Annotated in this window: 30 protein-coding genes; 8 read left to right on the top strand and 22 right to left on the bottom strand. The window is 55.8% G+C overall.

Annotated features, from left to right (window positions below; genetic code table 11):
* Positions 1–1,731, top strand: a 1,731-nt coding sequence (locus AYW79_RS08295; protein WP_156481798.1) for an ABC-F family ATP-binding cassette domain-containing protein, incomplete at its 5' end; no start/stop codon positions are given.
* A gap of 63 nt (positions 1,732–1,794) precedes the next feature.
* Here the strand turns inward: AYW79_RS08295 and AYW79_RS08290 are convergent.
* The gene (locus AYW79_RS08290; protein WP_067564400.1) at positions 1,795–2,457 is read right to left on the bottom strand and encodes an ankyrin repeat domain-containing protein; all 663 of its coding nucleotides are present in this window, start codon (positions 2,455–2,457) and stop codon (positions 1,795–1,797) included.
* 290 nt (positions 2,458–2,747) lie between these two features.
* Here AYW79_RS08290 and AYW79_RS08285 point away from each other — a divergent pair, with 290 nt between their 5' ends.
* Together AYW79_RS08285 and AYW79_RS08280 are read left to right on the top strand one after the other, a co-directional pair.
* Positions 2,748–3,326, top strand: coding sequence for a CHRD domain-containing protein (locus AYW79_RS08285; RefSeq protein ID WP_067564398.1), 579 nt, complete (start codon positions 2,748–2,750; stop codon positions 3,324–3,326).
* Between the two features lie 146 nt (positions 3,327–3,472).
* A complete protein-coding gene (locus AYW79_RS08280; RefSeq protein ID WP_067564395.1) occupies positions 3,473–4,447 on the top strand; it encodes an FAD:protein FMN transferase in 975 nt (324 codons plus the stop codon).
* 22 nt (positions 4,448–4,469) lie between these two features.
* On the opposite strand, the gene tsaD is transcribed toward AYW79_RS08280, so the two are convergent.
* From tsaD to AYW79_RS08245, 7 genes are all read right to left on the bottom strand, one after another.
* Complete coding sequence (gene tsaD / locus AYW79_RS08275) at positions 4,470–5,510, bottom strand: tRNA (adenosine(37)-N6)-threonylcarbamoyltransferase complex transferase subunit TsaD (RefSeq protein ID WP_067564420.1); 1,041 nt, start codon at positions 5,508–5,510, stop codon at positions 4,470–4,472.
* Between the two features lie 49 nt (positions 5,511–5,559).
* Positions 5,560–6,075 (bottom strand): ribosomal protein S18-alanine N-acetyltransferase, encoded by a 516-nt coding sequence (rimI, locus tag AYW79_RS08270; RefSeq protein WP_231877786.1) that lies wholly within the window; start codon positions 6,073–6,075, stop codon positions 5,560–5,562.
* Entirely contained in the window at positions 6,068–6,820 is a 753-nt protein-coding gene (gene tsaB / locus AYW79_RS08265) for a tRNA (adenosine(37)-N6)-threonylcarbamoyltransferase complex dimerization subunit type 1 TsaB (protein WP_156481797.1), read from the bottom strand. The genes rimI and tsaB overlap by 8 nt, the downstream gene beginning before the upstream one ends.
* On the bottom strand, positions 6,796–7,326 hold the full coding sequence (gene tsaE / locus AYW79_RS08260) for a tRNA (adenosine(37)-N6)-threonylcarbamoyltransferase complex ATPase subunit type 1 TsaE (protein WP_067952859.1): 531 nt from the start codon (positions 7,324–7,326) through the stop codon (positions 6,796–6,798). Before tsaE ends, tsaB begins: the two co-directional genes overlap by 25 nt.
* A gap of 6 nt (positions 7,327–7,332) precedes the next feature.
* Positions 7,333–8,358, bottom strand: a complete 1,026-nt coding sequence (gene thiL, locus AYW79_RS08255) for a thiamine-phosphate kinase (protein WP_067952857.1) — start codon at positions 8,356–8,358, stop codon at positions 7,333–7,335.
* A gap of 85 nt (positions 8,359–8,443) precedes the next feature.
* Positions 8,444–9,523 (bottom strand): hypothetical protein, encoded by a 1,080-nt coding sequence (locus AYW79_RS08250; protein ID WP_067564391.1) that lies wholly within the window; start codon positions 9,521–9,523, stop codon positions 8,444–8,446.
* The gene (locus tag AYW79_RS08245; protein ID WP_143216061.1) at positions 9,510–10,049 is read right to left on the bottom strand and encodes a sigma-70 family RNA polymerase sigma factor; all 540 of its coding nucleotides are present in this window, start codon (positions 10,047–10,049) and stop codon (positions 9,510–9,512) included. Before AYW79_RS08245 ends, AYW79_RS08250 begins: the two co-directional genes overlap by 14 nt.
* 116 nt (positions 10,050–10,165) lie before the next feature.
* On the opposite strand from AYW79_RS08245, the gene AYW79_RS15220 reads away from it, so the two are divergent.
* Positions 10,166–10,456, top strand: a complete 291-nt coding sequence (locus AYW79_RS15220) for a DUF1450 domain-containing protein (RefSeq protein ID WP_179122965.1) — start codon at positions 10,166–10,168, stop codon at positions 10,454–10,456.
* A 75-nt stretch (positions 10,457–10,531) separates the two neighbouring features.
* On the opposite strand, the gene AYW79_RS15845 is transcribed toward AYW79_RS15220, so the two are convergent.
* Complete coding sequence (locus AYW79_RS15845; RefSeq protein ID WP_067564387.1) at positions 10,532–10,750, bottom strand: DUF2922 domain-containing protein; 219 nt, start codon at positions 10,748–10,750, stop codon at positions 10,532–10,534.
* Between the two features lie 28 nt (positions 10,751–10,778).
* Entirely contained in the window at positions 10,779–11,201 is a 423-nt protein-coding gene (locus tag AYW79_RS08230; protein WP_067564383.1) for a DUF1659 domain-containing protein, read from the bottom strand.
* Positions 11,202–11,210: 9 nt separating this feature from the next.
* On the opposite strand from AYW79_RS08230, the gene AYW79_RS08225 reads away from it, so the two are divergent.
* A complete protein-coding gene (locus AYW79_RS08225) occupies positions 11,211–12,557 on the top strand; it encodes an MATE family efflux transporter (protein ID WP_067564381.1) in 1,347 nt (448 codons plus the stop codon).
* Here the strand turns inward: AYW79_RS08225 and AYW79_RS08220 are convergent.
* From AYW79_RS08220 to queD, 12 genes are all read right to left on the bottom strand, one after another.
* A complete protein-coding gene (locus tag AYW79_RS08220; RefSeq protein WP_067564379.1) occupies positions 12,474–13,235 on the bottom strand; it encodes a gamma-glutamyl-gamma-aminobutyrate hydrolase family protein in 762 nt (253 codons plus the stop codon). The two genes, AYW79_RS08225 and AYW79_RS08220, sit on opposite strands and share 84 nt — an antisense overlap.
* Before the next feature lie 50 nt (positions 13,236–13,285).
* On the bottom strand, positions 13,286–14,563 hold the full coding sequence (locus tag AYW79_RS08215; protein ID WP_067564377.1) for an adenosylhomocysteinase: 1,278 nt from the start codon (positions 14,561–14,563) through the stop codon (positions 13,286–13,288).
* 32 nt (positions 14,564–14,595) lie between these two features.
* On the bottom strand, positions 14,596–14,898 hold the full coding sequence (locus tag AYW79_RS08210) for a hypothetical protein (protein ID WP_067564375.1): 303 nt from the start codon (positions 14,896–14,898) through the stop codon (positions 14,596–14,598).
* Entirely contained in the window at positions 14,895–15,899 is a 1,005-nt protein-coding gene (locus AYW79_RS08205) for a permease (protein ID WP_067564372.1), read from the bottom strand. Before AYW79_RS08205 ends, AYW79_RS08210 begins: the two co-directional genes overlap by 4 nt.
* 83 nt (positions 15,900–15,982) lie before the next feature.
* A complete protein-coding gene (locus AYW79_RS08200; protein WP_067564370.1) occupies positions 15,983–16,333 on the bottom strand; it encodes a type II toxin-antitoxin system PemK/MazF family toxin in 351 nt (116 codons plus the stop codon).
* A 4-nt stretch (positions 16,334–16,337) separates the two neighbouring features.
* Complete coding sequence (locus tag AYW79_RS08195) at positions 16,338–16,574, bottom strand: antitoxin (protein ID WP_067564408.1); 237 nt, start codon at positions 16,572–16,574, stop codon at positions 16,338–16,340.
* A gap of 154 nt (positions 16,575–16,728) precedes the next feature.
* Complete coding sequence (alr, locus tag AYW79_RS08190) at positions 16,729–17,877, bottom strand: alanine racemase (RefSeq protein ID WP_067564368.1); 1,149 nt, start codon at positions 17,875–17,877, stop codon at positions 16,729–16,731.
* 6 nt (positions 17,878–17,883) lie between these two features.
* Positions 17,884–18,876: an outer membrane lipoprotein-sorting protein gene (locus AYW79_RS08185; RefSeq protein ID WP_067564365.1), complete on the bottom strand. Its 993-nt coding sequence runs from the start codon at positions 18,874–18,876 to the stop codon at positions 17,884–17,886.
* 84 nt (positions 18,877–18,960) lie between these two features.
* The gene (locus AYW79_RS08180; RefSeq protein WP_067564363.1) at positions 18,961–20,235 is read right to left on the bottom strand and encodes an LCP family protein; all 1,275 of its coding nucleotides are present in this window, start codon (positions 20,233–20,235) and stop codon (positions 18,961–18,963) included.
* A gap of 168 nt (positions 20,236–20,403) precedes the next feature.
* Complete coding sequence (queC, locus tag AYW79_RS08175; RefSeq protein ID WP_067564360.1) at positions 20,404–21,126, bottom strand: 7-cyano-7-deazaguanine synthase QueC; 723 nt, start codon at positions 21,124–21,126, stop codon at positions 20,404–20,406.
* 76 nt (positions 21,127–21,202) lie between these two features.
* A complete protein-coding gene (locus AYW79_RS08170; protein ID WP_067564356.1) occupies positions 21,203–21,910 on the bottom strand; it encodes a 7-carboxy-7-deazaguanine synthase QueE in 708 nt (235 codons plus the stop codon).
* Positions 21,907–22,383 (bottom strand): 6-carboxytetrahydropterin synthase QueD, encoded by a 477-nt coding sequence (gene queD, locus AYW79_RS08165; RefSeq protein WP_067564353.1) that lies wholly within the window; start codon positions 22,381–22,383, stop codon positions 21,907–21,909. The genes AYW79_RS08170 and queD overlap by 4 nt, the downstream gene beginning before the upstream one ends.
* Positions 22,384–22,491: 108 nt before the next feature.
* Here queD and AYW79_RS08160 point away from each other — a divergent pair, with 108 nt between their 5' ends.
* The 3 genes from AYW79_RS08160 to AYW79_RS08150 all read left to right on the top strand — a co-directional run bounded on the left by AYW79_RS08160 (position 22,492) and on the right by AYW79_RS08150 (position 25,784).
* Positions 22,492–22,980, top strand: a complete 489-nt coding sequence (locus AYW79_RS08160) for a YaiI/YqxD family protein (RefSeq protein ID WP_067564349.1) — start codon at positions 22,492–22,494, stop codon at positions 22,978–22,980.
* Between the two features lie 57 nt (positions 22,981–23,037).
* On the top strand, positions 23,038–24,834 hold the full coding sequence (locus AYW79_RS08155) for a S9 family peptidase (protein ID WP_067564346.1): 1,797 nt from the start codon (positions 23,038–23,040) through the stop codon (positions 24,832–24,834).
* 161 nt (positions 24,835–24,995) lie between these two features.
* The gene (locus AYW79_RS08150) at positions 24,996–25,784 is read left to right on the top strand and encodes a polysaccharide deacetylase family protein (RefSeq protein ID WP_197467712.1); all 789 of its coding nucleotides are present in this window, start codon (positions 24,996–24,998) and stop codon (positions 25,782–25,784) included.
* Positions 25,785–25,825 lie beyond the last annotated feature (41 nt).

The raw sequence follows: 25,825 nt of genomic DNA, 5'->3' as shown, positions 1-25,825 counted from the left end.
ACCATCGGTCACGTGCTGCAGCGCAAAGAGGCGCACGGCGACGACGAAACCGTTTGGCGCTACGCCCGCTCTGCGTTTGCAGAGCTTGATGAACTCGAAACTGCGATGCGCGCACTCGAAGAGGCGATCGCCAATGCGTCTCAGCGAGGCGAGACGCTGGATAAGCTCCTGCGCGACTACGACACAAAAACGCACGCGTTTGAAAAGCGTGACGGTTTCTCTGCTGACGCAAAAACGCGGCGCGTGTTGCATGGTCTCAGATTTACTTCTGAGCAATATGAAACGCCCTTTGCGTCACTCTCAGGCGGACAAAAGACAAGGCTGCAACTCGCGCGGCAACTCTTGATTGAGCCTGATTTGCTCATGCTTGACGAACCGACAAACTACCTCGATCTGGAAACCGTCGCGTGGCTCGAAGACTATCTGCGCAGCTACCGCGAATCTCTGCTCGTCATCTCGCACGACCGCTATTTCCTTGATCGCGTCACTACGGTCACCTATGAAATGGATCACGGAAAAACCGTTCGCTATCCCGGAAACTACAGCGTCTACGCCGCGCTCAAAGAGGAGCGCGAAGCGCAGCAGGTGGAAGCGTTTGAGCGGCAACAAGCGGAGATTGAGCGGATTGAGGATTTTATCGCCAAAAACATCGTGCGCGCATCAACCACCAAGCGCGCGCAGAGTCGGCGAACCTGGCTCGCACGCCTTGAGCGGGTGGAGCAACCCACTGCGCGCAAGCTCCCCTTTGTCACGTTTTTGCCAGAGACGACAAGTGGGGTTGATGTGCTCGAACTGCGCCGCTTTTGCGCAAAAGTGGGTACACCGGAACGCGCGCTGTTTGCTCCGTTTTCCATCATGTTAAGACGCGGCGAACGCGTCGCACTCTTAGGGAAAAACGGCATCGGCAAAACCTCACTTTTGCGCGCCGTCGCGGGCGTCGGCAAGAGCGAAGGGGTGGTGCGCTTTGGTACACACGTGGAGTTTGGCTATTACACGCAGGAGCAAGAACAGCTCGACCCGGCACTCACGGTTATCGAGACACTGTGGCGCGTTTATCCGACGCGCTCCGAGACAGTCATTCGCACGAAGCTCGGCCATGTGCTGTTTCACGGGGATGACGTGTATAAGCGGGTAGGCGATCTGAGCGGTGGTGAGCGCAGCCGCCTCGCGCTCGCCATCCTGTCTCTCTCTCCGGCGAACCTGCTCCTTCTTGATGAACCGACGAATCACCTCGACATCGAGAGCAAAGAAGCGCTTGAAGCGGCGCTTCTGGACTTTCCCGGAACGATCTTGTTTGTGTCGCACGATCGCTATTTTCTCGCGACGCTCGCCACGCGCATTCTGTCGCTGACCGAAAATCGAATGCTTGATTATGAAGGAAATTATGAGTCGTTTCTCGCGGCGCAGACGCAACAGAGTGATGAGACGCCTACTGTAAAAGAGACGGCGCGCCAAGCGCTGTCGCCAGAAGCTCCGAGAACAAAAGATGAACGCGCGCGCAGGCAACTGGAGAAAGCGCAGGATCGCAAACGTTTGGCGAGACTCACCACGCTTGAGCAACAGATTGAACAGTTAGAAAAAGAGATAAAGGTGGATGAGGCGCGCCTGGTCGAACTCTCAGAGCAGGGCGACTGGGTGGCGATCAACGAGCACAATGAGCAACTCCAAGAAAAAAATGAACGTCTCGCAAATGTGTATCGCGAGTGGGAGGCGCGATCCGAAGAAATCTGAACGCTAAGCGTCATGACATTTCTTCCATCCTTGGAGTGAGCGCACTACCTCATTCTTTAGGTGTTACTGTGCGTGCGTTTCGCGCATGATTTGCAGTAGATCGTCGCGCTTCATCGTCTCCGCCATCTGCAGTGGCGTCACGCCGCGCTCACTGGCTTGATGGATATCTGCCCCGTGCGCGACCAGCAACTGCACCATCTCGTGTTGACCATTCTCTACAGCTTCGAGCAAAGGCGTGTAGCCGTCTTGTTGTGTGAGATTCACATTTGCGCCGTGCGCCAGCAGCAACTCTGCGATCCGCGTGTGTTGATGCGCAACTGCAGAGTGAAGGGGGGCTACGCGCATTGCGTTTTTCGAAGGTACGTCGACTGCGGCGCCTCGCTTCAGGAGTTCTCGCGCAATGTCTTCATGACCGAAAAAAGCGGACAGTCCGAGCGCGGTAAAACCGTCTGCGGAATATGCGTTAAGCGCTGCAGAATCACAGTCTAACTCGCGCAAAACGGAGTCGTGTTGCCCTAGAGCGGACGCCTCAAACAGGTTCAGTTCGACGCCGCGTGAAAGAAATACGGCTGTCACATCGCGCGCGCCATAGTAAACCGAGAGCATGAGAGGTGAGATCCCGTTTAGTTTGACCTCCATCAAGCCCGGCTCTATTTGTAAAGAATCCTTCACAACCGCATGGTCATTCGTCTTAATCGCCTCGATAAACCGTTCCTCCTGATTCATGTCGACATACCTCCACCTTTTTTCTTCACAGTCGCGCGCAATGACGACAGAGCAAGCGAAGATCTTTTCACTTTTCCACAGAGTTATGCACAGAGTTATGCACAGAATCTGTGGATAACTCTGTGCATAACCAAAATTGGCACTCCTCATGTTCAAACTCTTGTCACATCATAGCATTTCATCTCGCTTGCAAAGTTGACATCGATAGATTACATTTAGATTGCAAACAGGTTACATACTAATAACCGTTTGGTTACCGTAACCGACCAATCTACGGAGGTGCATCACAAATGAACACAAAAATTGCAAAGATCGCAGTCGCCGCTTCCCTTCTCGTCAGCCTCGCTTCTGTCAGCAGCGCATTCGCTGCGACAACCCACCATGTTGCCAGCGCAAAACACGTAACTAAAGTAAGCGCAAAGAGCAAGGAAAGCGCGAAGAGCAAAACAAGCACAACGAGCAAAAAGAAACCAATAGACAAGACGAAAGCGACAGCAGCGGTGCAATACGCGCACGCTACGCTCGCTCCGTTCAAAGCCAGCAAAGTGCACGGAACAGCAACTCTTGATCTGAACACCAAGACAGATACGCTGACCGTTATGGTCATGGTCTCCGGCTTAAAACCGCACAGCGTTCACCCAGAACACATTCATTTTGACAAAGCCGGAAAAATGGGCGGTATGGCGTTTGCACTCGCAAACCTCGTGGCTGACGCAAAAGGCAACGCGATGGCAACGACCGTGATCAAGGGCAAGAACATTATGAAGATTCCTGCACACGCCTGGGGTATCGTCGTACACACAGGACCAGCAATGGCTGGCAAAGGCAAAATTCCTGTCGCGCAAGGCGAAGTCGTACTCGGCAAATAAAGTTTCAGTCAAAATCATTCACGCTAGAGAAATCAAACAACGGGAAGGCCCGCAGCAGAATGCGGCACTTCCCGTTTTTCTATTTGCAAATCCTTTTCTATACTCAGTACACTCAGAGAAGTACGCACAATCGATGGAGTGTGACGATGGGCATGCCTATTCACGAGAGATCCTTTCAGGCGATGAACACGACCTTTTCGCTGCGCATCGATCGTTCCTACGCTGCACGATCACTTCCGCAAAGCGACAACCCTGACGAATTTCTAAAAAAACTTGAACGCGAGATCATGCACATTGAAGCGACACTCTCGCGATTTCGCGCAGACAGTGAACTCACACGGCTCAATCACAGCATAGGCACTCCACTGCGCATCTCACCTTTGATGCGTGAAATGCTTACACAGACGAACGAAGCCCATCTGCGCAGTGGCGGAGCATTTGATCCGCGCATTCTTCCTTCACTTCATCAGGTGGGCTACCCTGGTGCACCGCTACCTGAACATGTGTTGCGCGCGTCGATCGAGCAAGGCCATCCACTGCTTACGTGGCTCACCATCGATGAGGTTATTCTTCACGCGCCAATCGATCTCGGCGGCATCGCAAAAGGATTCACGGCCGATCGCATGCTGCAGCGCCTGTTGGACACTTACGGAGGGGAGATGTGTGGCGCCATCGTAAACGCCGGAGGAGATATCGCAATTTTGGGAACGCAGTCCACAGGCGAATTGTATCAATTGGGCGTCCAACACCCCCACCGACAGAATGAACTCGCGGCAGCCCTACGATTGCCCGAAACGCCGTGCGGACTTTGCACGAGCGCGACGTGGAAGCGTCGATTTTCACAAGGGGATCATGTCATGCACCACCTGATCGATCCAAAGACTGGCGTCTCGATCGACACAGACATCCTCGCCGTCACCGTGCTTGGAGCGCGCGCTGTCACCGCCGAAGTCGACACGAAACGAATTTTTCTAAGGGACCCGCACCTCGATCGCGAGCGCACCGCCTATCTCACATTTCGTACAGCGCCTGAGGGCAATGGCATTCACGCCACATGCTCTGCGCCCATGAAAAAACACCTGACGTGGTCCGCGCCAGATGTTCATTGGCGAGACGAATGAAATGACACGCGACACATGCGCCTCACTGTTTTGTTGCGGGCGCCGCATACCACGCCTCAATGGACGCTGTCGCAACACCCGTGAGCGTGAGATCGTCAAACAAGCCGCGCACATACCGGTCATACCCAGCTGCGGCGATCATCGCCGCGTTGTCTGTGCAAAGCGCGACAGGCGGCACGACAAATTCCACGCCTAGCGCATCACAGCGCGCGCGAAGCGCCAGACGCAACGCTTCATTCGCCGCCACACCCCCCGCCAACACGAGCGTTCGCTGTCCCGTCTGCAAAAGCGCCGCCTCCGTCTTCGCGCAGAGTGCCTGAACGACCGCCTCTTGAAAGCTCGCCGCGAGATCCGGAATCGAACTCTCTTTTCCCGCCCGCTTTTCTTTGTCGAGAACGAGCATCACGGCAGACTTCAATCCACTGAAACTAAAGTCAAACGGTCCATCCGGAAGCTTAGCAATTGGAAACGCATAGCGCGTCGGATCGCCGCGCTTGGCCGCCTCAGAAATCGCCGGCCCGCCCGGATAGCCAAGGCGCATGGCGCGCGCCACTTTGTCGAACGCCTCTCCCGCTGCGTCATCGCGCGTTTTGCCGAGCCGAACCATTTCACCCGACGCCAACACATTGATCAAATCGGTATGCCCGCCCGACGCGATGAGCACAAGGTAAGGCGGCGTCGCTCCGTGCGACAAAGCTGACGCCACCATGTGCCCCGCGAGATGGTGCACGCCAATCAGCGGAAGACCCGTGGCGAGCGCGAGCGACTTTGCCGTTGTGACACCGACAAACAATGCGCCAACGAGGCCAGGGCCGTACGTGACCGCGATCGCGTCAAGGTCGGAAAAGGTAGTCTTCGCATCCCGCAACGCCTGTTCGATCACACGCGTCATCATCTCTGTGTGCGCACGCGACGCAACTTCCGGCACAACGCCACCAAACGCTTGATGCACCTCGATTTGCGAGAGCACCACAGAACTCATCATGTCGCGGCCATTTCTGACTACAGAGGCGGCCGTCTCGTCACAACTCGACTCAATGCCAAGAACGGTGACATCCCTCATCCCCGGCGCCACAACCGGAGATGATGTTTGCGCAGTGTGTGCGCGCGATTCACTCTGCCGCATGCGAGTCCTCCTGCACAGGCACGCGCGGGAGATCAACCCACATCACCAGCGCGTCCTCGCGATTGTCAGTGTAATACCCCTGTCGAATGCCCCCCGCTTGAAACCCCAACTTTTCATAGAGCGATTTGGCCGGGGTATTGGAGACACGCACCTCAAGAGTCATCCGGATTGCGCCGAGCGCCACCGCCTCTGCCATCGCATAGCGCAGCAGTGTCTCCCCCAGGTTCTTGCCGCGATACGGCGGCGCCACCGCAATGTTTGTGATGTGCGCCTCATCGATGATCACCCACATGCCTGCGTACCCAATGATTTGTTCGCCCAGCATCATCAGTGTGTAGCGCGCAAAATGGTTTTCCGTCAGTTCCCCGAGAAACGCGCTGCGTGACCACGGCGCCGAAAACGAAGCCTTTTCAATCACAAGAATTGAATCGATATCGCGCACATTCATCCGGCGAAATGTGAGCGGTTTCCCATCAATCATGTGTTTTGTCCAATCACCCATGACCAACGCCTCCGACCTGATGAGACGCGGTTTCGGCCTGCGCCACTTGAAGATAGCGCGGTACCAACTCGTGCGCACGCTTGATGACCTCCTGCTCACTCCAGCCTCTTGCATCGTGCAGCGCTGGCTGCGCTGCGTCAAGCACATCGCGCGCATACACGACAGATACAGCGCGCTGCGCCACAATGCAAGGGAATTCTAACACCTCAAGTTCACGCGCAAGCGCATGCGCTCCATCCCCCACAATATAAAGCCCGTCCGTCGCCAAAAGGTGTTCACGAATCCAAACTGCCGTGTCGCTGTACGCCGCACGCGCTTCCGGAGCAAGCAACTGCCACTCCACCCCTGCTCGATATAGCCCGGTGTACGCAGCATTTCGCCGCGCGTCAAACACAGCAGCCACAGCACCTGCGCGGCACTTTACCTGACGCGCGGACGCCTCAAGCGAAGAGACGCCAACCACCGGAATCCGTCTGGCAAACGCGAACGCCTTTGCCGCACTGACCGCAATGCGCACGCCCGTATACGATCCTGGTCCAAGACCTACTGCGATGCCCGACACGTCGGCGAAGGAACAACGGACGGCTGAAAGAAGCTGTTCAATCACAGGGTGTAGATACGTCGCGTGCGTCCGCGCAGCGGCGAGGGTCGTCTCGCCAATCACTTCTCCGTCCTCCGTGGCGATCGCCACAGAGAGTCGCTCCGTCGATGTATCCATGGCTAGCTGGACCATTCGCTCACCCACGCTGCAAACACCTCACACGCCGTATGACCTGCGGCAGAAATAGTAACAAGGCGGCGATCGCGTTCTTCAGACGCCATAAAATGGATGAAAAGCGCGTCTTCTGGCGCGTAGCCGCCAAGGTACTCAGACCACTCCACCACCGCGACCCCTTCGCCAAACAAGTACTCGTCAAGCCAATCCAGTTCACCCACCGCCTCATCGGCGAGTCGGTATAAGTCGAGATGGTACAGTGGCAAGCGTCCTGAAAGGTATTCGAGCACGTAAGTGAACGTCGGACTCTGCACATCCTCGCGACAGTCAAGGCCTTCTGCGAAACCGCGCACAAACGTCGTTTTCCCCGCCCCCAAGCCACCGCGCATGAGAAGTACGCTGCCGCGCGCCGCGACATTTCCAAAGGACCTGCCTAAGCGCATCGTCTCCTCAGCCCCCGTGAGCCACAAGGTGAGCCCACGCTGTGTTACCCGCTCCTTTTGTCCCTCTGTGCGCATCGTGATCGATTTCGTCAAGGCACATCACCTGATTTCCTTGTCGCCACGCAGTGCAGCTTCAAAATGATTGTAGCCCCGTTTTTCTATCGTTTGATAAATACCTTGTGAAAGCAGCTCGACACCCGGTGCGCCATCGGTTACGCGCCCAATGATCGTGAAGCGAACACCAGACGCTTGCATTCGCGCTAGCACTCGTCCGGCACGACGGACATCAACCGTGCCAACTAACTGATAGTCTTCGCCACCGTAGAGCGCAAAGTCAAGCGGACTTTCTCGGCCCATTCGCGCGTAAGCGCGAAGCGCCGGCGGAATGGGTATGCGGTCTGCCTCAATCACCAGATGAACACCACTTGCTTCTGCAATCTCGTGTGCTTCTGAAGCAAGGCCATCTGACACATCATTGAGTGACGTGCACCCTTCTTCGGCGAGGATCTGCGCCGCCGCAAACTGTGGCGTTGGTCGCTGGTGTCGCTCCCGCAAGAGTGCCAGATCAAGCGGCATAAGCATGGTCAGTCGATCCGCGAAAAGTGCGTGCAAAAAACCCGCTGACCCGCCGAGGTCCCCTGTCACAAAGAGAATGTCCCCAGGCTTTGCGCCAGAGCGCAAAAGCGGTTTATCAAGCAACTCCCCCGTCGCTGTCACACTGATGACGAGCGGCCCGCCTGTCGATACAACGTCGCCGCCAATCAGCGTGACATCATACGTTTCGCACACATCCGCCATTCCCCGGTACATTGCAAGAATCTCTTCCACATCCGTATCCGGCGGAAGCGCAAGTGTCACAAGCAAGTGGCGCGCTACAGCGCCCATCGCTGCAAGATCGCTCAGCGTCGCGACGACCGCCTTCGCGCCCGTCGTCTCTGGCGTCATCGTTTCACGCGTAAAGTGAATGCCTTGCACCAGTGCATCGGTCGTCATGACTACCGGGCGCTCATACGTGACCACCGCCGCGTCATCGCCGATCCCCACCATGACGCGCGCGTCAGTGCGCCAAACGATCTCTTTTAACCGCGCGATCAGTCCAAACTCTCCGATTTCATGGAGGCGCACTGCAATCCCCGCTCTCCGTCACGCTTCGAATCAATGCCGCCATTATACCCATATTCACCATCGGCGGGCAATGCACCTGCCGTAATCACACCCCGAGTTGACTGCGCGCCACTAAAAAGACATGGCTGGAAAGTTTCTGCATCTCAACCCCGGGGACACCTGTCAGCGTAAACGAGAGGATGCGCGATTGCCCCGGTTTGAGCCACTCCATTTTTGCGCTGTGCGTGACATCGTCAAAGTATTTGTAGGTCGAGCGACTGAGCAGAGGCTCGCCCTTGCCAAAAATGAGAATTCCCATCACATGGTTGAGCGCGATCGCGCGTTGCGACTCATTTCGCGCAGTGACGTTCACTGTGAAAAATTGAACGCTTTGAACGCGCCCTGTAACGACGACTGACTGCACCTGTGTCGCAATCGGAAGGGTGCCGATCGTCAGCGTCGGCGCGTTTTGCACACCCTTGCGGAACATCCAGATCATGTGCACCTGGCGCGAGGCAAGCGATGTGAAGGGCGGTGTAGGATTCGGTGTAAATGACCATGGCAAACTTCCGTGCGCCGGGATAACGCCAGACGGCCCATTGACAAAATACTCCCAATCTCCCCATTGCAACGGAGAGAGACCCGAAGAATTTTTGAGAATAAACAGCATTCCTTGCAGATCCTTCCCAGCAATCGGACGGTCACTCTGGTTGACAAGTGTGGCGTGTACCGTCACACTCTGCGGCGCAAGGCTCATTATTCCATTTGTGCGCGGCACACCTGGCACTCCGTGATTCGTCGTTTGCGCGGTTGTGGGGAGCACGCTGACTTGAGCAACGTCAACCGGCGCGAGCGATGCTGAAAAAGAAGGTATCCCAGCGCCAGTTGAGGCGGTATGAAAACTAGAATTGATCGTGAAAATGCGATTGTTGATGAGCCCCGTCGCGATGAGCACCCAGGCGACACAGGCGACCGCAGCCGCTCCGATCCCAACCCACGCGCGCCGTCCGAACAGTTTGCGTTTCTGCGACGCGATCCGCGCCGTCACAGGCGGTGTGCGCTCTTCAATTCGTTTTAAGACGCGCGCCTGCATCTCATCCGTAAAGGTAAGATCGCGTTTCTCACGGGCAAGGGTACGCAAAAACGCCTCTAGATCGTCTTGCTCCTTGAAGTCATCTCGATTCATAATCTAGCCCACCCCCTAACCCCTCGCGAAGCATGGCGCGCCCTCTGTGTAGTCTCGTTTTCATCGCGCCGACACTCGCTTTCGCCACGCGCGCCGCCTCTTCGATCGATAGTTCATGGCCGTAAAAGAGCCAGATCGCCTCGCGATAAACACCCGGAAGGGCATCTACCGCGCGCCATAACTGATCGCGCTGCGCGCGCTCGACCACCGCACTCTCAACTGCAGGAAGAGGTGCGCCCTCAGGAATCGTCTCCATCGGCGTTACGCGCCGTGCGGCCGCTCGCAGATAATCTTTTGCAGCGTTTGCCGCGATCGCCAAGATCCATGTTTTATAACTCGATTCATTGCGAAAGTCATCCAAATGGTCGTACACTTTAAGAAAGACATCTTGAGAAAGGTCTTCTGCGGCGTGTCGATCGTGCAGATAGTGATCGATCAAGCGAATCACGTCGTGACCAAACGCGCGCATCAATTCTTGGAGAAGGGATACGCGCTCTTCTTGAGACTGAGGCGACAAACGATTCACCTGCCTGCGTCATGATATTGACGATGTTGGATCCAAAAAGGTTACAAGCTTCCACGAAATTCTATCAGAGGTACGACAAGATTATACAGGAAAGTTTTATTCTCCGTCTGCGAGGGGTGGATGAGATCGAGGCTCAGGAAACAAAGTCGCAAACCACCGTTCGCATGGAGACGTGCGAAAATAACCGTGCGCACCACAGCGACGATGTGGTGCGTCGGGTTAGCGCACACCATCCAGCGATCGACCACCGCGAGTGGGAATGCCTTGGTCACTGTCACAACTGCTTTCGAAAACCGTTCGTGTTGGTCGATGAGCGCATCTTGCTTGAGGCGGATTGCGCAGAAGATTTGTACGAACTCCTTCTTTATACACTGAAATCGCTTGAGAGCCCTCCCTTGATCACCTGACCAAAAGAGGGCTCTCGCTATTCTATAGGAAAGATCCATCTGACGCCGCGATCCGCTGATCGCACCTCACAGCGATCAGGGAAGGGTCAGGATCGACGTGTCAGACGTGTTGACCTTCGCTGCCACCTTCTTGACGATTCGCCCCGTCGGGAAGAGGAAGATGTCACCCCCGACAATCGCATCCATCGCTGCGTTTACTGCGACCGGGTCAACTGGTTGCTTAGGATTTTGAATCTGCAAGTGAACCGCCTTGCTAGCGCTCGTGAGAAACGACAACTGAAGCACTTCTTTCATGAATCGAACCCCCCTTTGGCTGATCGGATTACGCAACCACAGTTGTCCCTGAAGTGGAAGTGACCGCAGTCGTCGTTCCGGTGACGGATGTCCCTGACGTAACGCTTGCTGACGTCGTTCCCGTCGCAGAGATTCCTTGCAGCGAGACAGTGTCGACATGACCCAACTCGACAATCGGATCGGCGAACAGCGGTGACAGCGCCTGAAGCACACTCGCAATCGCGCTCTCCGCCGCCGCAACATCAACGTGCGGGTAGGTGCGATTGTGAAGCTTTGGCTTGCCGTTTGCATTCTGTCCAATCTGGACGGAGACCAAGAGATGCCTGCTCGTCGTGGCCAAGATGACTCCTCCTTTGATGAGCGACTGCGAGACGTCCGGAGCGTCTGCGCCTTCTACCCACTTATCAATGCGAAGAATTCTCGCAAAAGGGGACAGCGCCATACCTGGCATGCTATACTCTTGCAGGGTGATTTTGTGCGCGCCGTTTTGCAGGTCTTTCGAACCATCGGCTATAAGCTGGGAATATCCGCGATTACCTTTCTTTCTGGAGTGCTTGTCACACGCTACTTTGCGAGCCTGAGCGATCGCGGTACCTACGCGCTCGTGACGAGCACACTCCTTTTTGGCTCTACCTTTCTTTCTGGATACGGCGCGTTTGTCAACTACGGCCTCAACCGCCTAAAACTCGATCGCAGTCGGCTGCTCGGGGTGCTCTCGCGCCTCTATTTGCAACTCGCAAGCGTCATCGTGGCGCTCTTGATCGTAAGTGTCAGTCTGACGCACGCGTTTTCCGTTTTCTTTTACATCTCGTTTATCTTGGCCGTTCTTCCTTTCGTCATCCTCTATAACTATAGCTCACGTTTGCTGCAGGCTTTGAATGAAATCTCGTGGGTCAACCGCATGAACATGGTGCAAGCGTCACTGTTTCTCGTCGGTGCGGCCGTCCTCTATGGACTCAACCACGCAAGACGCGCCACACTCAGCCCTCACCTCTTGGTGATCACGCTGATTCTCTGGCTCTGCACAAACATCACGGCCGCCGCGCTCATTGTCCCCATCGCCCGCGCGCGCGCAGGAACCCGTTTTACGCCGCGCCGCGATGAAGAAGTCAGCAAACCTTTTTTTGCATACGGAAACCGCATCTCATGGCAAAATCTGTTGACGCAGCTCAACTACCGGGGCGATTTCTACGCCGTCGGCATTCTCGCTGGTTCGCGCGGCGTCGCGCTCTATACGATCGCAGTGACCGCATCCGAGATTCTGTGGCAGGTCTCGCAGAGCATCAGTCTGGCTGTCTTTGCACGAATCGCAAAAGAAGAGCGCCACGCCTCGATCGAGCTTACCGAGCGCAGTTTTCGCTTTACGTTTTATACCCTCATCAGCGGGGCAGTGATCATGTTTGCCTGTTCCCCACTGATTGATGTGGTCTATACGCATCGCTATCAAGGTTCAATCGCCCCGTTTCAAATTTTATTGATCGGAACGACCGCGTATGGAGCGACAGGTCTTTTGACACAATTCTTTACAGACCAACTCGGCCACGTCCGCTTTCCGCTCTACATGCAAGCGGCGAGCATCGCCACCAACGTGCTGATCTGCGTCATCGCCATCCCGCATCTCGGCATCGTCGGAGGCGCGCTCGCCTCGTCAACCGCCTATTTCCTCGCGCTTACACTCTCAGTGCTCTACTACAGACGGCACACGAACCGTTCTTTGCGTAACCTATTTTTCTTCACGCACGAAGACAGACTCTTTTTGCGCCGCTTTACGCCGCGCCGCCGCAGCCTCAGTGAAGGCAGTAAATAGTCTGAAGTGTGATGTGTGCTTTCGCCACAGGTTTTCTGGGTGCCACTGTACACCGAGCGTAAAGCGGTCACTCGGGCATTCGATCGCCTCGACTAAGCCGTCCCGGCTGTGCGCCGTCGCGACGCACCCCGGCGCGAGATCGCGTACCGCCTGGTGGTGGTAGGTATTGACGGGAAGCGACTCTATCTCCACGATCTTTGCCAACAGCGTGCCGGATACGACCTCCACAGCGTGCGCCGTGTGCTGACGCGGTGCCTTTTGACTGTGCTGAAGTGTCCCTTGAAACTCGCGCGGCAGATCCTGATAGAGCGTGCCACCGAGCGCCGCATTCATGACCTGCACACCGCGACAGATGCCAAAGATCGGTTTCTGACGAGCGCGCATCGCGGCAAAAAGCTGAAACTCCATCGCGTCGCGAAGCGGCGTGACTTGTCCCAAACCGAGCAGCGGCTCTTGTCCAAAGTAACTTGGATCGATGTCATCTCCGCCCGTCAAAAGAAGGCCGTCGAGTTCGTCGGCGAGATCCTCGATCCACGCCCGCTCGTCGGTGAGCGGTAAAACAAAAGGGAGTCCGCCTGCCGCGTAGATCCCGTCCGTGTAATCCGCGCCGAGATAGGCGCCAACCTTGCCCGGACCTTTTTCCTCATAGTTTACAGAAAGCCCAATTCTCGGCTTCATCCCTCACACCCCTCTCCCCGCCATGTCCTCATGTTCACCGCGCAACGCGCCTACGCTTCGTGACTCCACCCTGCAAGGTATGCCTTTTGCGCGTCCGACAGTTCGTCAATCGACCGTCCATCTGCGCCCAGACGCATCGCCGCCACACGGCGGTCAAGCTCCGCCGGGAGATTGTGGACACCTGGTGCAAGCGCCTGCTGTGCGACGTGGCGAAGGGCCAGCGCCTGCAGCGCAAACGTCATGTCCATCACCTCGGCCGGATGGCCGTCCCCTGCGGCGAGATTGACAAGCCTGCCCTCTGCGAGAAGGTAGAGGACGCGCCCATCCGCCATCACAAACCCCTGCACATTCGGGCGCGCATCCGTGACCGCCACTGCTCGCTCGCGCAGATCGGGGATGCTGATCTCAACGTCAAAGTGACCGGCATTTGCCAAAATTGCGCCCGTCTTCATCACGTCAAAATGTGCGCCCGTGACGCAGTCGCGATTCCCGGTCACTGTGACAAAAAAGTCGCCGTGGCGCGCCGCCTCCCGCATGGGCATCACCTCGTGCCCATCCATGACTGCCTCGACCGCCTTGATCGGATCAACTTCGCAAACGATCACCCGCGCGCCGAGACCGCGTGCGCGCAACGCCACACCTTTTCCACACCAACCATAGCCGACGACGACCGCAGTCGATCCTGCAACGACCATGTTCGTCGTACGCATGATGCCATCCCATACAGATTGCCCTGTCCCATAGCGGTTGTCAAAAAGATACTTGCTGTACGCGTCATTGACCGCCATCATCGGGACGCGCAGCGCTCCGTCGCGCTCCATCGCACGCAGGCGCAGAATCCCTGTCGTCGTTTCTTCACAGCCACCGATCACTGTCGCGACTTGCTCTTTGCGCTCATGGTGGAGTGTCGTGATCAGATCGCCGCCATCGTCAATGATCAATTGCGGATGGGTATCGAGCGCCGCGCGGATGTGCGCGTGGTATTCCTCATCGCTCGCGCCGTGCCATGCGTGCGCCGCGATGCCTCCTTGCACGAGTGCCGCGATCACATCATCCTGCGTTGACAGCGGATTTGACGCGACCACCGTCACCTCAGCGCCACCTGACTGCACCACACGCGCCAAATAAGCTGTTTTTGCCTCGAGGTGCAGACAGATGACAACCCGCTTTCCGGCAAACGGCTGCTCCTTCTCAAACTGCTCTTGCAGGGCGCGCATGAGCGGCATGCGCCCGATCACCCACTGAATCTTCTTTTCGCCCTGACCGTGCAAAGACAGATCGCGAATGTGCGATCTGTCGGCGGCAGACGATGCTACGAATGATGACATGCGCAAACACCCTTTATCTCTCATTTTTTTGATTATACCACGAGAGAGAGCGCTGTATGGAGGAGAATGACAGCCGGTGGAAAGGCAAACACCGCATAGAGCGATCCGCGCAGGACGCCTTGTGGCGCAGCACTGCCCACGTCTTGTTTCCACTCGCGAACAATCGAGAACGCTGAGATGAGAAGGAGGATCCACAAAAGGATCGTGGCGATGAGCAATACCGGAATCGAAGAAGTTCCCATGATGCGATAGACTCCCCCGGTGTAGAGAAGCTGAGAACTGGCGGCCGCATAGAGTGCGATCACCACCGTTTGCAGTACGCGCTCACCTCTCACAGCGTCCACCTCCCGAGGAAGAAGTAATTCGCCATGACGCTTATCACAAACACAAACAGCGCCGCGAGTGGAAGCGCGGTCCAGATGGTGCGCTGTTGAAAGACGGATGGAAACACCATCATATTTCGGATGTCGACCAGTTGTCCTGCAAGGAGAAAGGCGAGAATCGCGCCCGGGGAAAAAAGTGACGCCAGACCTGCCGCGACGAACGCATCTGCCTCCGAACAAAGAGACAGCATTCCGCCGAGCGCCATCATCAGCGGAATCGACCACAGCGAGTGTTGGGTAAACGCGGTCACGGCGCGCAAGGGCCATAACTCTTGCGCCGTCGCCGCAATCAGCGCGCTTAGAATCAAAAAAGGACCGATCGCCACGAGTTCACCGATGGCGTGTCGGGTCATGTGCTCGGCCGTCGCTAGCGTTTTGCGCGCAGGTTCTACGCGCACGCTCGACTGCTGATAAACATCCGTCGCGTCACCCTGGAGTCGCGAGAGGAGTACGCCGATGCTAAGCGACAGCAGGAGCACGGCACCCACGCGCCAAAGCACCATGGACCATGATCCGTGGAAAGCGACAAACGTCGCCGCAATCGAAATGATATTGAGGGTTGGCGTCGCGAGGGCAAACGTCATCGCTGTCGCCTCCGGTACGCCGCGGCGGCGCATCGTTCTCGCGACAGGCGCGACACCACAGTCGCAAACGGGCAGCGCGAGTCCGAGTGTCGCCGCAAGGGCGTGACTCTTGATGCGCGTGGATAGAAGTGAGGAGAATGCGCGGCGTGCAGAGAGCACATCAACGACTGAAGAGAGGGTGACGCCAATCACCAAAAAGGGGAGTGAATCCCACACAATGCCTTCAAAAAGGGAGAGAATCGATCGCACATGAATGACGCCTGTCGATCCACCCATCGTATAGAGATACACGCCAACTGCCACGAAGAATAAAATGGCGACGGCCGTTACTGCGCGAACTTTTGCGCCAACATAGAGAGCGTCTGACAAGCGATTCCCGCCTTCCTAACCCTTGAACGTGTCATCGGGACAATCCCTACTCCACTGTATTCAGGCGAACGGCGGGACATGCATCAAAAATCGACCAATGCAAGGCTGATACTGAGCGCCTCATCGACGCGCTTCATTAATTCATCGTCCAGGTGCGCAATTTTTTCCGTAAGGCGTTGTTTGTCAAGCGTGCGAATTTGTTCGAGGAGGACGACAGAATCTCTGTCCATTCCGTGCTGTGAAGAACTGATCTCGACATGCGTGGGAAGTTTGGCTTTCTGAATTTGTGCGGTGATCGCGGCGACAATCACCGTCGGGCTAAATCGGTTGCCAATGTTGTTCTGGATAATCAATACGGGCCTGAATCCGCCTTGTTCGGACCCCACCACCGGGGAGAGATCCGCAAAATAAACGTCGCCGCGTTTGACATTCATCGTGCTACACCCCACTGACCAAGCGTTCGGCGATCATAACCGCTTCCACTTCTGCGTCGAACGCCTCACTCGCCAAACGGAGGTTGATCGGGGCCATTTCCAGATAGCCTTGTTGCAGAGATTCGCGGATAATTTGTTTTTTACGTTCTTTAAGGTATAACGCTGTAGCTTGTCGGATCACGTTGCTGCGACTCTCCTGATCGTGCGCGACGAGCGTATCCACCTCGTCGAGCATGCCCATCGGCAGACTCACAGCAATTTTTCTTGACTTAGACAATGCGATATCCCCCTAACGACTGCCAAGTCCCACTGCTATTATAACGCATTACGTAGAAAGACATCCAGTTTCACCTAAAAAGTCCTTCTGCGAATTTCCCACCGTTCACATCCGCGTTTCAGTCCGTAACGGAGTGCGTGATTACGCGCGGCAACCGCATTGACAGCCGGCATAAAAGCTCATACGAGATCGTCTCAAGCACGTCCGCCGTCGCCTGAAGTGATCCCGCACACCCAAGCGCTGCACCATACACTTGAACCACATCGCCGACGCGCGCATCCGTTTCTGTCACATCAATCATCAATTGGTCCATGCAGACCCGCCCAACAATCGGCGCGGCGCGCCCGCCGACATCAACCTGCGCCCCGCGTCCCGCAGCGCGGGGAATTCCGTCGGCATACCCGAGCGGAAGCGTCGCGATGCGCGATGCGCCTGCGCAGGTATACGCACAGCCGTAGCCTACGCTCGTGCCTGCAGGCACGTCGGCGATGCGCACGATGCGCGCATAGACGGAGAGCGCAGGCCGCAGCGCGAGCGCTTGCCCCCACTGCGGCGCCGGATGATACCCGTAGAGAGCGATGCCTGGACGCACCATATCGAGGTGATACGAAGGACTACGCAAGAGTCCCGCACTGTTTGCGGCGTGAACGACACCCGGGTCGATCCCGGCGGCGCGCAGCCGTGCAACCGCGTTTTGAAACATCGCCAACTGTCGATCTGTAAACGTTTCGTCAAGCGCTTCGTCAGCGAACGCAAAGTGCGTATAGATACCCGCGATGAAAAGCCCGCGCGAAATGCACAGCTGCGCCACGTCAAGGAGTTCATCTTCTGTGCGCACACCAAGCCGCGTCATGCCTGTATCTACTTTGAGATGCACCTTGGGCGAGAGGCCGAGCGCGCGCCCTGCTTTTGCGAGCGCCGTGATGTGCGTCTCAGCAAAGACGGTAACTGTGAGGTCATTCGCAATGAGCGTTTCGGCCGATTCGCAAGGAAACGCGCCAAGAATCAGAATCGGTGCGCGTATCCCCGCCGCACGCAAAAGCACGCCTTCTTCGATCGTCGCGACGCAAAGCTCCTCGACGCCTTCTGCAAGAAGTGCACGCGCCGTCTCAACAGGCTCATGTCCATAGGCGTATGCTTTTACACACGCCATCATGCGCACCCCCGGCGCGAGTTTTGCTCGCAAGAGGCGCGCATTGTGGCGAATCGATTCGAGATCAACGACAATCCACGCGTCTCGCTGTCGCGCACCGGCATCTACCCACACAACGCATCACTTTCCTATATTATCCAAGGTTGAACTTGCAATGTGAACCATATCCTGCGCGCTCATCGTCGATGTCAACTGGAATTCGACCCCGTGACTCATCCAGTACAATTGATGCGTTGGCCCTTGTCCCGTAAGCACCGCCGGAATGCCAAACAGCGTCACGAGCTTACCCTGACCAAGGGATAAACTCTCCGTCAGCGGGCGATTTTCTGCGAGCGTAAACGGTTCTTTTCCAGCATATCGCAAGAAAATTACACCGTGATTCTCGCTCGCGTCAAGCATCGAATCCGTGGTCGGCAACCACGTCGGCTCGACGACGCCAAACCCCCGTTCAACCTGCGCCACAGGCATCTCGACTGCGTGCAGTGTCGTAGACTGCTCAGGTGAGAACGAACCTGACGGAAATTGGACGTTCTGCTGATAGCTCAGATAGTCAAGCGTCACGATCGGCTGCCGCTTTGCATCAAGCAGTTCCACTTGCACTGGGTTTAGTGTCTGGCCGTTTAAGGTGATTCGCTGATACGCGATGAGCGGATTGAGCGGGTCACCGGGAATCGTAAACGAAACCTGTTTTTCCTTGCGCGAAAACGTTGGCTCTTGCGCCGCGATAATGCGTGAGAGCAGCGCGTGGTATAGATACAGATGCCCCTGCCGCTCTGCCCAATCCCCTTGAAACTTCAAGAGTCGTTTCGAACCGGGATTGATAATGTAGATCCCTGTCGCGTTGTGAAGGATGATCTGCGAAATCTCTTTATTCTCATTCCCGAGCGCGATCCGGTATTGATTGGGCGCCTGATACCACGTTTCTACATAATACCGCTGCACGGCACCCTGCATGTGCACCGTCATCCAGGCCGAACTTTTATAGGCTGTCAGTTTGTTTTGAACGGTCTGTAATTGCTTGACCACCTGCGTGGCGCCTGGCTCACCGCAACCCGCCAGGAACAAACCGCACGCAAGGGAGAGACCAGCCAATACAAGATACCTGCGCTTCACTCGAGTCACCCCTGCCATGAACCTTCCTTGTCCAAGGTATATTCACGGCGCGTTTGGACTAGACCAGAGCGGCGCATTTCCTCGTCAATTCACGTAGACGACGACCGCATTTCCCGGCGCCCCCGGTTCGACGAGCGAGTTGCCTGAGGCGAGCGCACGCCCGACAGAGAGCCCTTCGCTCAATTGACCCGTCGGGTACATGATCTGATCTTGCGAAACATTGCTTCCACCCATGTAGGTCACGTTAAACCCTTGCTTCTGAAGCACCGCCACCTCTGACTGCGGGCCGTAGAGTTGCACCTGAAACGATCCTGGACTCGCAATCGGCACACCCGTGTCAGCGCCAGTCGATCCAAACGGTTTGAGCGTTGCCGTGACTTTTGCCGGGTCGATAATATCATAGTAGGCGCCCGTCAGATAATTCTCCTGGTTGATGCCCTGAACCGGGGCGCTGACAACATCCATCGAGTCAGAAACTGTGCCGAGATTGATGTGCGCAATCTTAGAGCCGTGCACCATCTCAGCGAGGTGAATCAGATCACCGATGTTCATGTCTGTCGCAACGTCTTTCATCCATGTCGCAATCAAACCGGGAGCGTTTGTGAGCGCATTTCTTCCACTGAGCAGCTTCGCCTTGAGCGCCATCAGCACCTGCGCCTGCGCGTTGTTTCGCTCGTAGTCATTGACCGATACATTGCTCGCGGTATTTTGCCGCACACGAATGTAGGCGAGCGCCTGCGTGCCATTGAGCGTCTGCCATCCCGGATAGAGATTTGCGCCACTGTGCAGCGGGTCATAAATACGCCCCGGGATGTACACCCGCACCCCACCCACCGCGTTTACCGCATCCGAGAATCCCTGAAAGTCGGTCACAATCCAGTGGTCGATATGCATCCCTGTAAACTTCTCGACTGCTTGAACCGTCAGTTGCGCAGCCTGGTTTGGCTGCATCTGCGCGCCGATAAAAAAGAACGATTTAAGCTTCGGGATTGGATTGTTGTAGTTTGGCATCGCAAAGAGCGTGTCACGCGGAATCGAGATCAATGTGACCATGTGTTTGATCGGGTCAATATGCGCAATCATCATAATATCTGCTTGACCGGCCGCCGTTCCGAGTTGGAGTGGGCCTTGCGCATTGCGCGCGTTGTTCCCGATCAGGAGGATGTTCTCAGGCTGTGGTGGAGCGTGATGGAGAAATGGAATCGTAAATCCCAGGTTGTTTCCGGTTAATCCTTGCGCCACCATTGCGTAGGCGACAGCCGCGCCAAGCACCACCGCACTCGCGGTAGCAATCACAATTCTGCGACGCAGTCTCTTTTTCGATTTGGGGGCGGTCGGTTTCGTTCCCTGCTTTTTCAAAAGGGCAAACCTCACATTCTTTCATTTTCAGAAACAAATAAAAAAAGCGATCCATGTTCTATGGCATCTACTCTGCGAATTATGGCATAGACCGCTGCGAGACTCAAGGTTTTTGCGCCGTTCCAGCGTACCAAAGACGGGTGCCATTTAGGCAACCGTCTTCCTAAATCAATTCTTAGCGCGAAGCTGGTAGCGGATTGGATCCACTCGCCCTGCCTCCGCAAATCCCGCAAGCCGCAGTCGACAACTATCGCAAACGCCGCACGCCTCTTCTTCTCCTACATAGCATGAAGTTGTCATCTCATATGGGACGAGAAGCGCTGTACCGCGTGCGACAATCTCCCCTTTTGTCAAGTGCAAGAGAGGCGTTTTCACCTCAATGTGCATCCCCTCAACACCTGCACGTGTCGCGACGGTCGCAACGTTTGCAAATGCGTCCATAAACTCCGGGCGGCAGTCCGGATAACCGCTATAGTCAAGTGCGTTGACACCGATATAAATCCACTCCGAGCGCGTAACTTCCGCGAGCGCCGTGGCAATCGAAAGAAAAATAAGGTTGCGCCCCGGCACATACGTGGATGGAATGTGTGCTTTGTCGACCCCTTCTGTCGGCACCGAAATCGCGTCATCCGTCAGTGCGCTCCCGCCCAATTGACGAAAAAACGGCAACTCGTAGATGTGATGCGCGACCCCGTAATGCGCCGCAAGGCGCGCCGCAGCAGCGAGTTCTCTGTGATGCCGCTGTCCATAGTCAAACGAGAGCGCCGTCACGTGATGCCCTTCTGCGCAGGCAATGCCAAGGCATGTCGCGCTGTCGAGTCCGCCACTGAGAATCACCACCGCGCCTGCTTGACCCTCGCGCCTCTGCTCTTTGTCTCTCCCTGTTGTCATGTCAATCGCCTCCTCGCTCTATTCATCGCTTCGCCAAGCGCAGCGTCCCTTTTCTGTACCGCCCGTCGAACAGCGATCACACGCCGCGCTGGTTAGGATCCCAGATCACCTTGTGAATCTGCAGATTCAGTTTGACGTGCGGACGCCCTTCTTTAAGGAGACGATCCACGAGATGTTCCGGTTCCATTGCGCCAAACACAGGGCTCACAAGCACCGTGCATAAAGGGTGAAAGCGATCGAGCACCGCCATCGCCTCGTCAAAATCCGCATCGGACGCGATCACAAATTTAAGCTCGTCTTGGGGACGAAGCACGGTAAAATTCGCCGCGATCATTTTCGCAGTCTCGCCAGACTCTTTCAATTTGTAGTCGACAATATACCGCACCTTGGAAGATCGAACATCCTTCAAAAACGAGGTGAGATCAATCGCCCCGCTCGTCTCCACATGCACGTCGACCAGCCGCGGGAGTTCGGAGAGGGCTCGCAGCAGCGCAGCAGAATGCTCGTGATACATCAGTGGCTCCCCACCTGTCAGGCACACGCGCGCTGCCTTAAACGACGCGACGCGCAAAACGATCTGTTCAATCGTCATGGTAAACTCCGCCTTCGCTGGCGCGTAGCTGTAAGGTGTGTCACACCATACACAGCGCAGTGGACAGCCAAACAATCGCACAAAAACGGTCGGATAACCCGCCTGCGTCCCTTCACCCTCCACCGTCTCGAAAATTTCGACGAGCGGCAGGCGGATCGCCTGCGTTTCACGCCCAACGGCCGCCTCGCTCACAACCCCATCTCCTGTCGGGTGATCTCAACGCTTGAAGTCGGCGTCTCGTACAGCGTCAGCCGCTCAACGCGCGCGGTGTCGCGAAACGCATGAAGCGCCTGTTCAATCTCTTCAAACATCCAGACGATCATGTTTTCAGCAGTCGTATTCATCGGCGGGAGCACCTCGTTTAAATACGTGTGATCGAGTCGATCGACAACGTGTGTCTTCACGAGCGTCTTTACATCGCCAAAATCGATGGCCAGTCCAATCTCATCCAACACATCGCTCACACTGACAATCAGTCGATACGTGTGCCCGTGGAGATTGGCACACTTCCCTTGATAGGCGTAAAGATGATGAGCCGCGTCGAATGTAAACTCCTTCGTGATCGTCACTCGACGTAGATGGTATCGTAAGGAAGAAGGAGCGCTTTCCTGCGCCTGTTTGAATACGAAAGGAGCCGCGAAATCCTGCGAAACCTTTTCACTCATACACTCATCTCCTCATCACAAAACGGCCACAACGTTCACGAGGCCACGCTTGATTATACGAGGTGCGTGAATTCTTGACAAACCATCCCCAATCAGTGAGGTGATTTTGTGACGACAGAATGGAATGACTCAGCACCCCATGCACTCCCTCCAGCCCCCCGCGTACTCTATCTTGACGCGGACGCATGCCCGCGAACGGCCCGCCAGATCGCGAATGAAGTTTGCGCGAAAAAAGGGCTGCGCGTGGTGACTGTCAGCTCCTATGACCACCACATGGAAGGCGCGGATCACCTGCAAGTCGCGCCGGGACCGGACGCGACAGATTACGCGATTCTCGCGCGGATGAAACAGGGGGACCTGGTCGTTACGGAAGACTACGGCCTCGCCGCACTCGTTCTTGCGCGACGCGGAAAGGCGCTCTCTTCAAAAGGCTTTGTGTACACTGCACAAAACATTGACCCACTCCTCGAAGTTCGCGCACTTGGGCAAAAACTTCGACGCGCCAAGGCAAAACACCGTTTGAAAGGTCCATCTGCGCGAACAAAGCAGGATGACGAACAGTTTCGCGAAGCACTTTTGACGCAACTTTCGGATTGACCGAAATCACAAACTGTGCAAGATTGGTCATAGATTCAGGAGAGGAGAAATACACTCATGTTTTCGTTTCCAGAACCGGGTTTGGATGCGTATTACCGCACAATCAGTTTGGGTGCGTTTGACGTGAGCCACGACGAGTCCACCGTGGCCATTTCAATGAACATCAGCGGAACGTTTAACCTTTGGGGAATGGATTTGAACACGCGGTTCCCCTACCAACTGACCTACAATGACCAGCGCGTGCGCTTTGTGAAATACGATCCAAAAGGCCGCTACCTACTCGTCGGGCTTGACACGGATGGCGACGAAAAGGTGCAGATCTATGCCGTGTCCACTTCTGGCGGAACGGTTGTCCCCGTGCGTCAATCGCCTGGCCACTACCTCTTATTTGGCGCGCTAAACCGCAGCGGAGATCAGCTCTATTACACATCCGACAAAGAGAACGCCTCGTTTATGAATCTCTATCGCTACGACATGTTCGAGATGACAGAAGAGGTGATACATACTGGGGATCGAGCGCCTATAGAATTTGGAAGTCTGGCTCCCGACGAATCATCCTTCACCTACACAGAAGCGCTGGCGAACACCTATATGCTCAGTTATGTGTCGCGCGAAAACACACCCCGTCGCTGTCTTACGCCCGATGAAAGCGTAACTCAAGTGACAGACGGCGGCACATATCTTGACGAGGACACGATCGTATTTACCACAAATTACGAAAAACCATTTGCGTATGCGGCACTCTATCGCATCTCGACTGGCGAGATGAGCGAGTTGTTTGCACCTGAGGCGATTGACATCGCTGCCGTGCGCGTCGATCGTACACGACGGCTCGTCTATTGTGTTGGACAGCGCGGTGTCGAGGACATCCTCTATCGCGGATCAGCGGATGAGCCCACCTCGTTTCGCGAATTTTCTTACCCCGGGGCGCTACTTTTTGAACTGACGGTTCACGACTCCGGCAGTGTATACGGACTCTTTACGCAGGAGAATCAACCGGTTAACCTGTTTCGCCTTGACACCCATGGAACGTGGTCGAAGCTCACCGACAATCGCGTGCTCGGCGTTTCCGAGGAGCGCATGGTGCGCGCCGAAACGCTTCACTTCCCGTCTTTTGATGGACTACAACTTGAGGCGCTTCACTATCGCGCAAAGGATGACACGCGAAACGGTCACACGATCATCATGCCACACGGCGGCCCGCAGGCGGCGGATCGCAAATACTTCTGGTCGTTCACGCAATACCTGATCTCCAAAGGGTACGACGTGTTCGCGCCAAACTTTCGCGGGAGCACAGGCTATGGCTCCGAGTTCACAAAGATGATTGACGGCGATTGGGGCGGTGCGCCCGTAAAGGATATGATGGCGAGCGTCGACTGGCTGATCGCACAAGGAAAAGCGGATAAAGACCGCCTCTTTGTTCTCGGCGGAAGTTACGGCGGATACATGACACTGATGCTGCACGGTCTCTACGCCAACTCGTTTCGCGCAGCGGTCGACATCTTTGGCGTGGCGAACCTGTTTACATTTGTAAACTCAGTCCCTGACTTCTGGAAACCTGCCATGGATATCATGGTGGGCGATCCGGAGCGCGATCACGACCGTTTCATCGCGCACTCCCCGATCACGTACATTGAAGGCATGACCAAACCGATGCTGATCGTGCAAGGCGCGAATGATCCACGCGTCGTGAAGGCGGAGTCTGACCAAATCGTTGAGAAATTGACGCAACTGGGGCGCAGCGTGGAGTATCTCGTGCTCGACGACGAAGGGCACGGTTTTTCAAAGCGCGAGAACGAGCTGCGCGTGTATGAAGCGGTGGGGAACTTTCTCGATCGTCATCGCAGCGCCTGAGTGTTTCAAAAACGACGAACACCGTTCCCTGTGGCGCCGCATGCACGTTGCGGCGCCGTTTTTATCGCGGCACTTGGAAATTCATTCACGCGCTGGCGTCATGATCTGCTCATACAAAGGAGATGATAATGCAGATTGCTACACACGAGGAGCGAATGCATGTGCGCCATCAAAGACAACTGCGCAAAAGACCGTTTTATCGCAAGGATCTGTTGATCATCATCGTAGGCCTAACGATCTCCATCAGCGCGTTCACTACACCTGCGTCCACCGCATTCGCACAAGACCGTCAGGCGCTCGCTCTACAGTTTCCGCATGTTTTTGTGTTCCAAGGCCCTTCGATCAAAAAGGTTGCGCTCACGTTTGATGACGGTCCTGATGATCGCTACACACCGCAAATTCTTGCCATCCTAAAGCGAGAACACGTCCCCGCGACATTTTTTGTGCTGGGAATCCACGTGCAGAAATACCCAAACATGATCGTGCGAATCAAAAACGAGGGTCACGCGATTGGCAACCACAGCTATGATCACGATAACCTGCAAAAAGCGTCTCCCTGGCACATTTTATGGGAGGTTGAGCGCACCGATCGACTCTTGAAAAAAACGGCCCACGTCTCGACTCGCTGGTTTCGCGCGCCGTACGGTAACGTGACCGTCTCGCTGTTGCGTCAACTTGGAAAACGCGGGTACCAGGTTGTCAACTGGTCGGTCGACTCTCAGGATTGGCGAAGTTTAAGCGCAAAACAGGTGCTGCAAAACACGTTGCCAGCCGTAGCGCCAGGCTCAATTATCCTGATGCACTGTGCGGGAAACCCAAAGGAGATTCTAACGGGAACGGTGCAGGCATTGCCAGAACTGATTCACACGTTGCGCGCGCGCGGCTACGCGTTTGTCACGATTCCCGATTTGTTCACACCTCACACCACCACCGTGCACGCCAAATGGTAGTTGCCAAATTCGCGTCAGTTTCGTCATTTTTTCATCAATAA

It is taken from the genome of Ferroacidibacillus organovorans, assembly GCF_001642725.1.
In the GTDB taxonomy this organism is placed as follows: Bacteria; Bacillota; Bacilli; order Alicyclobacillales; family SLC66; genus Ferroacidibacillus; species Ferroacidibacillus organovorans.
This window is presented reverse-complemented; position numbering and strand designations above follow the sequence as displayed.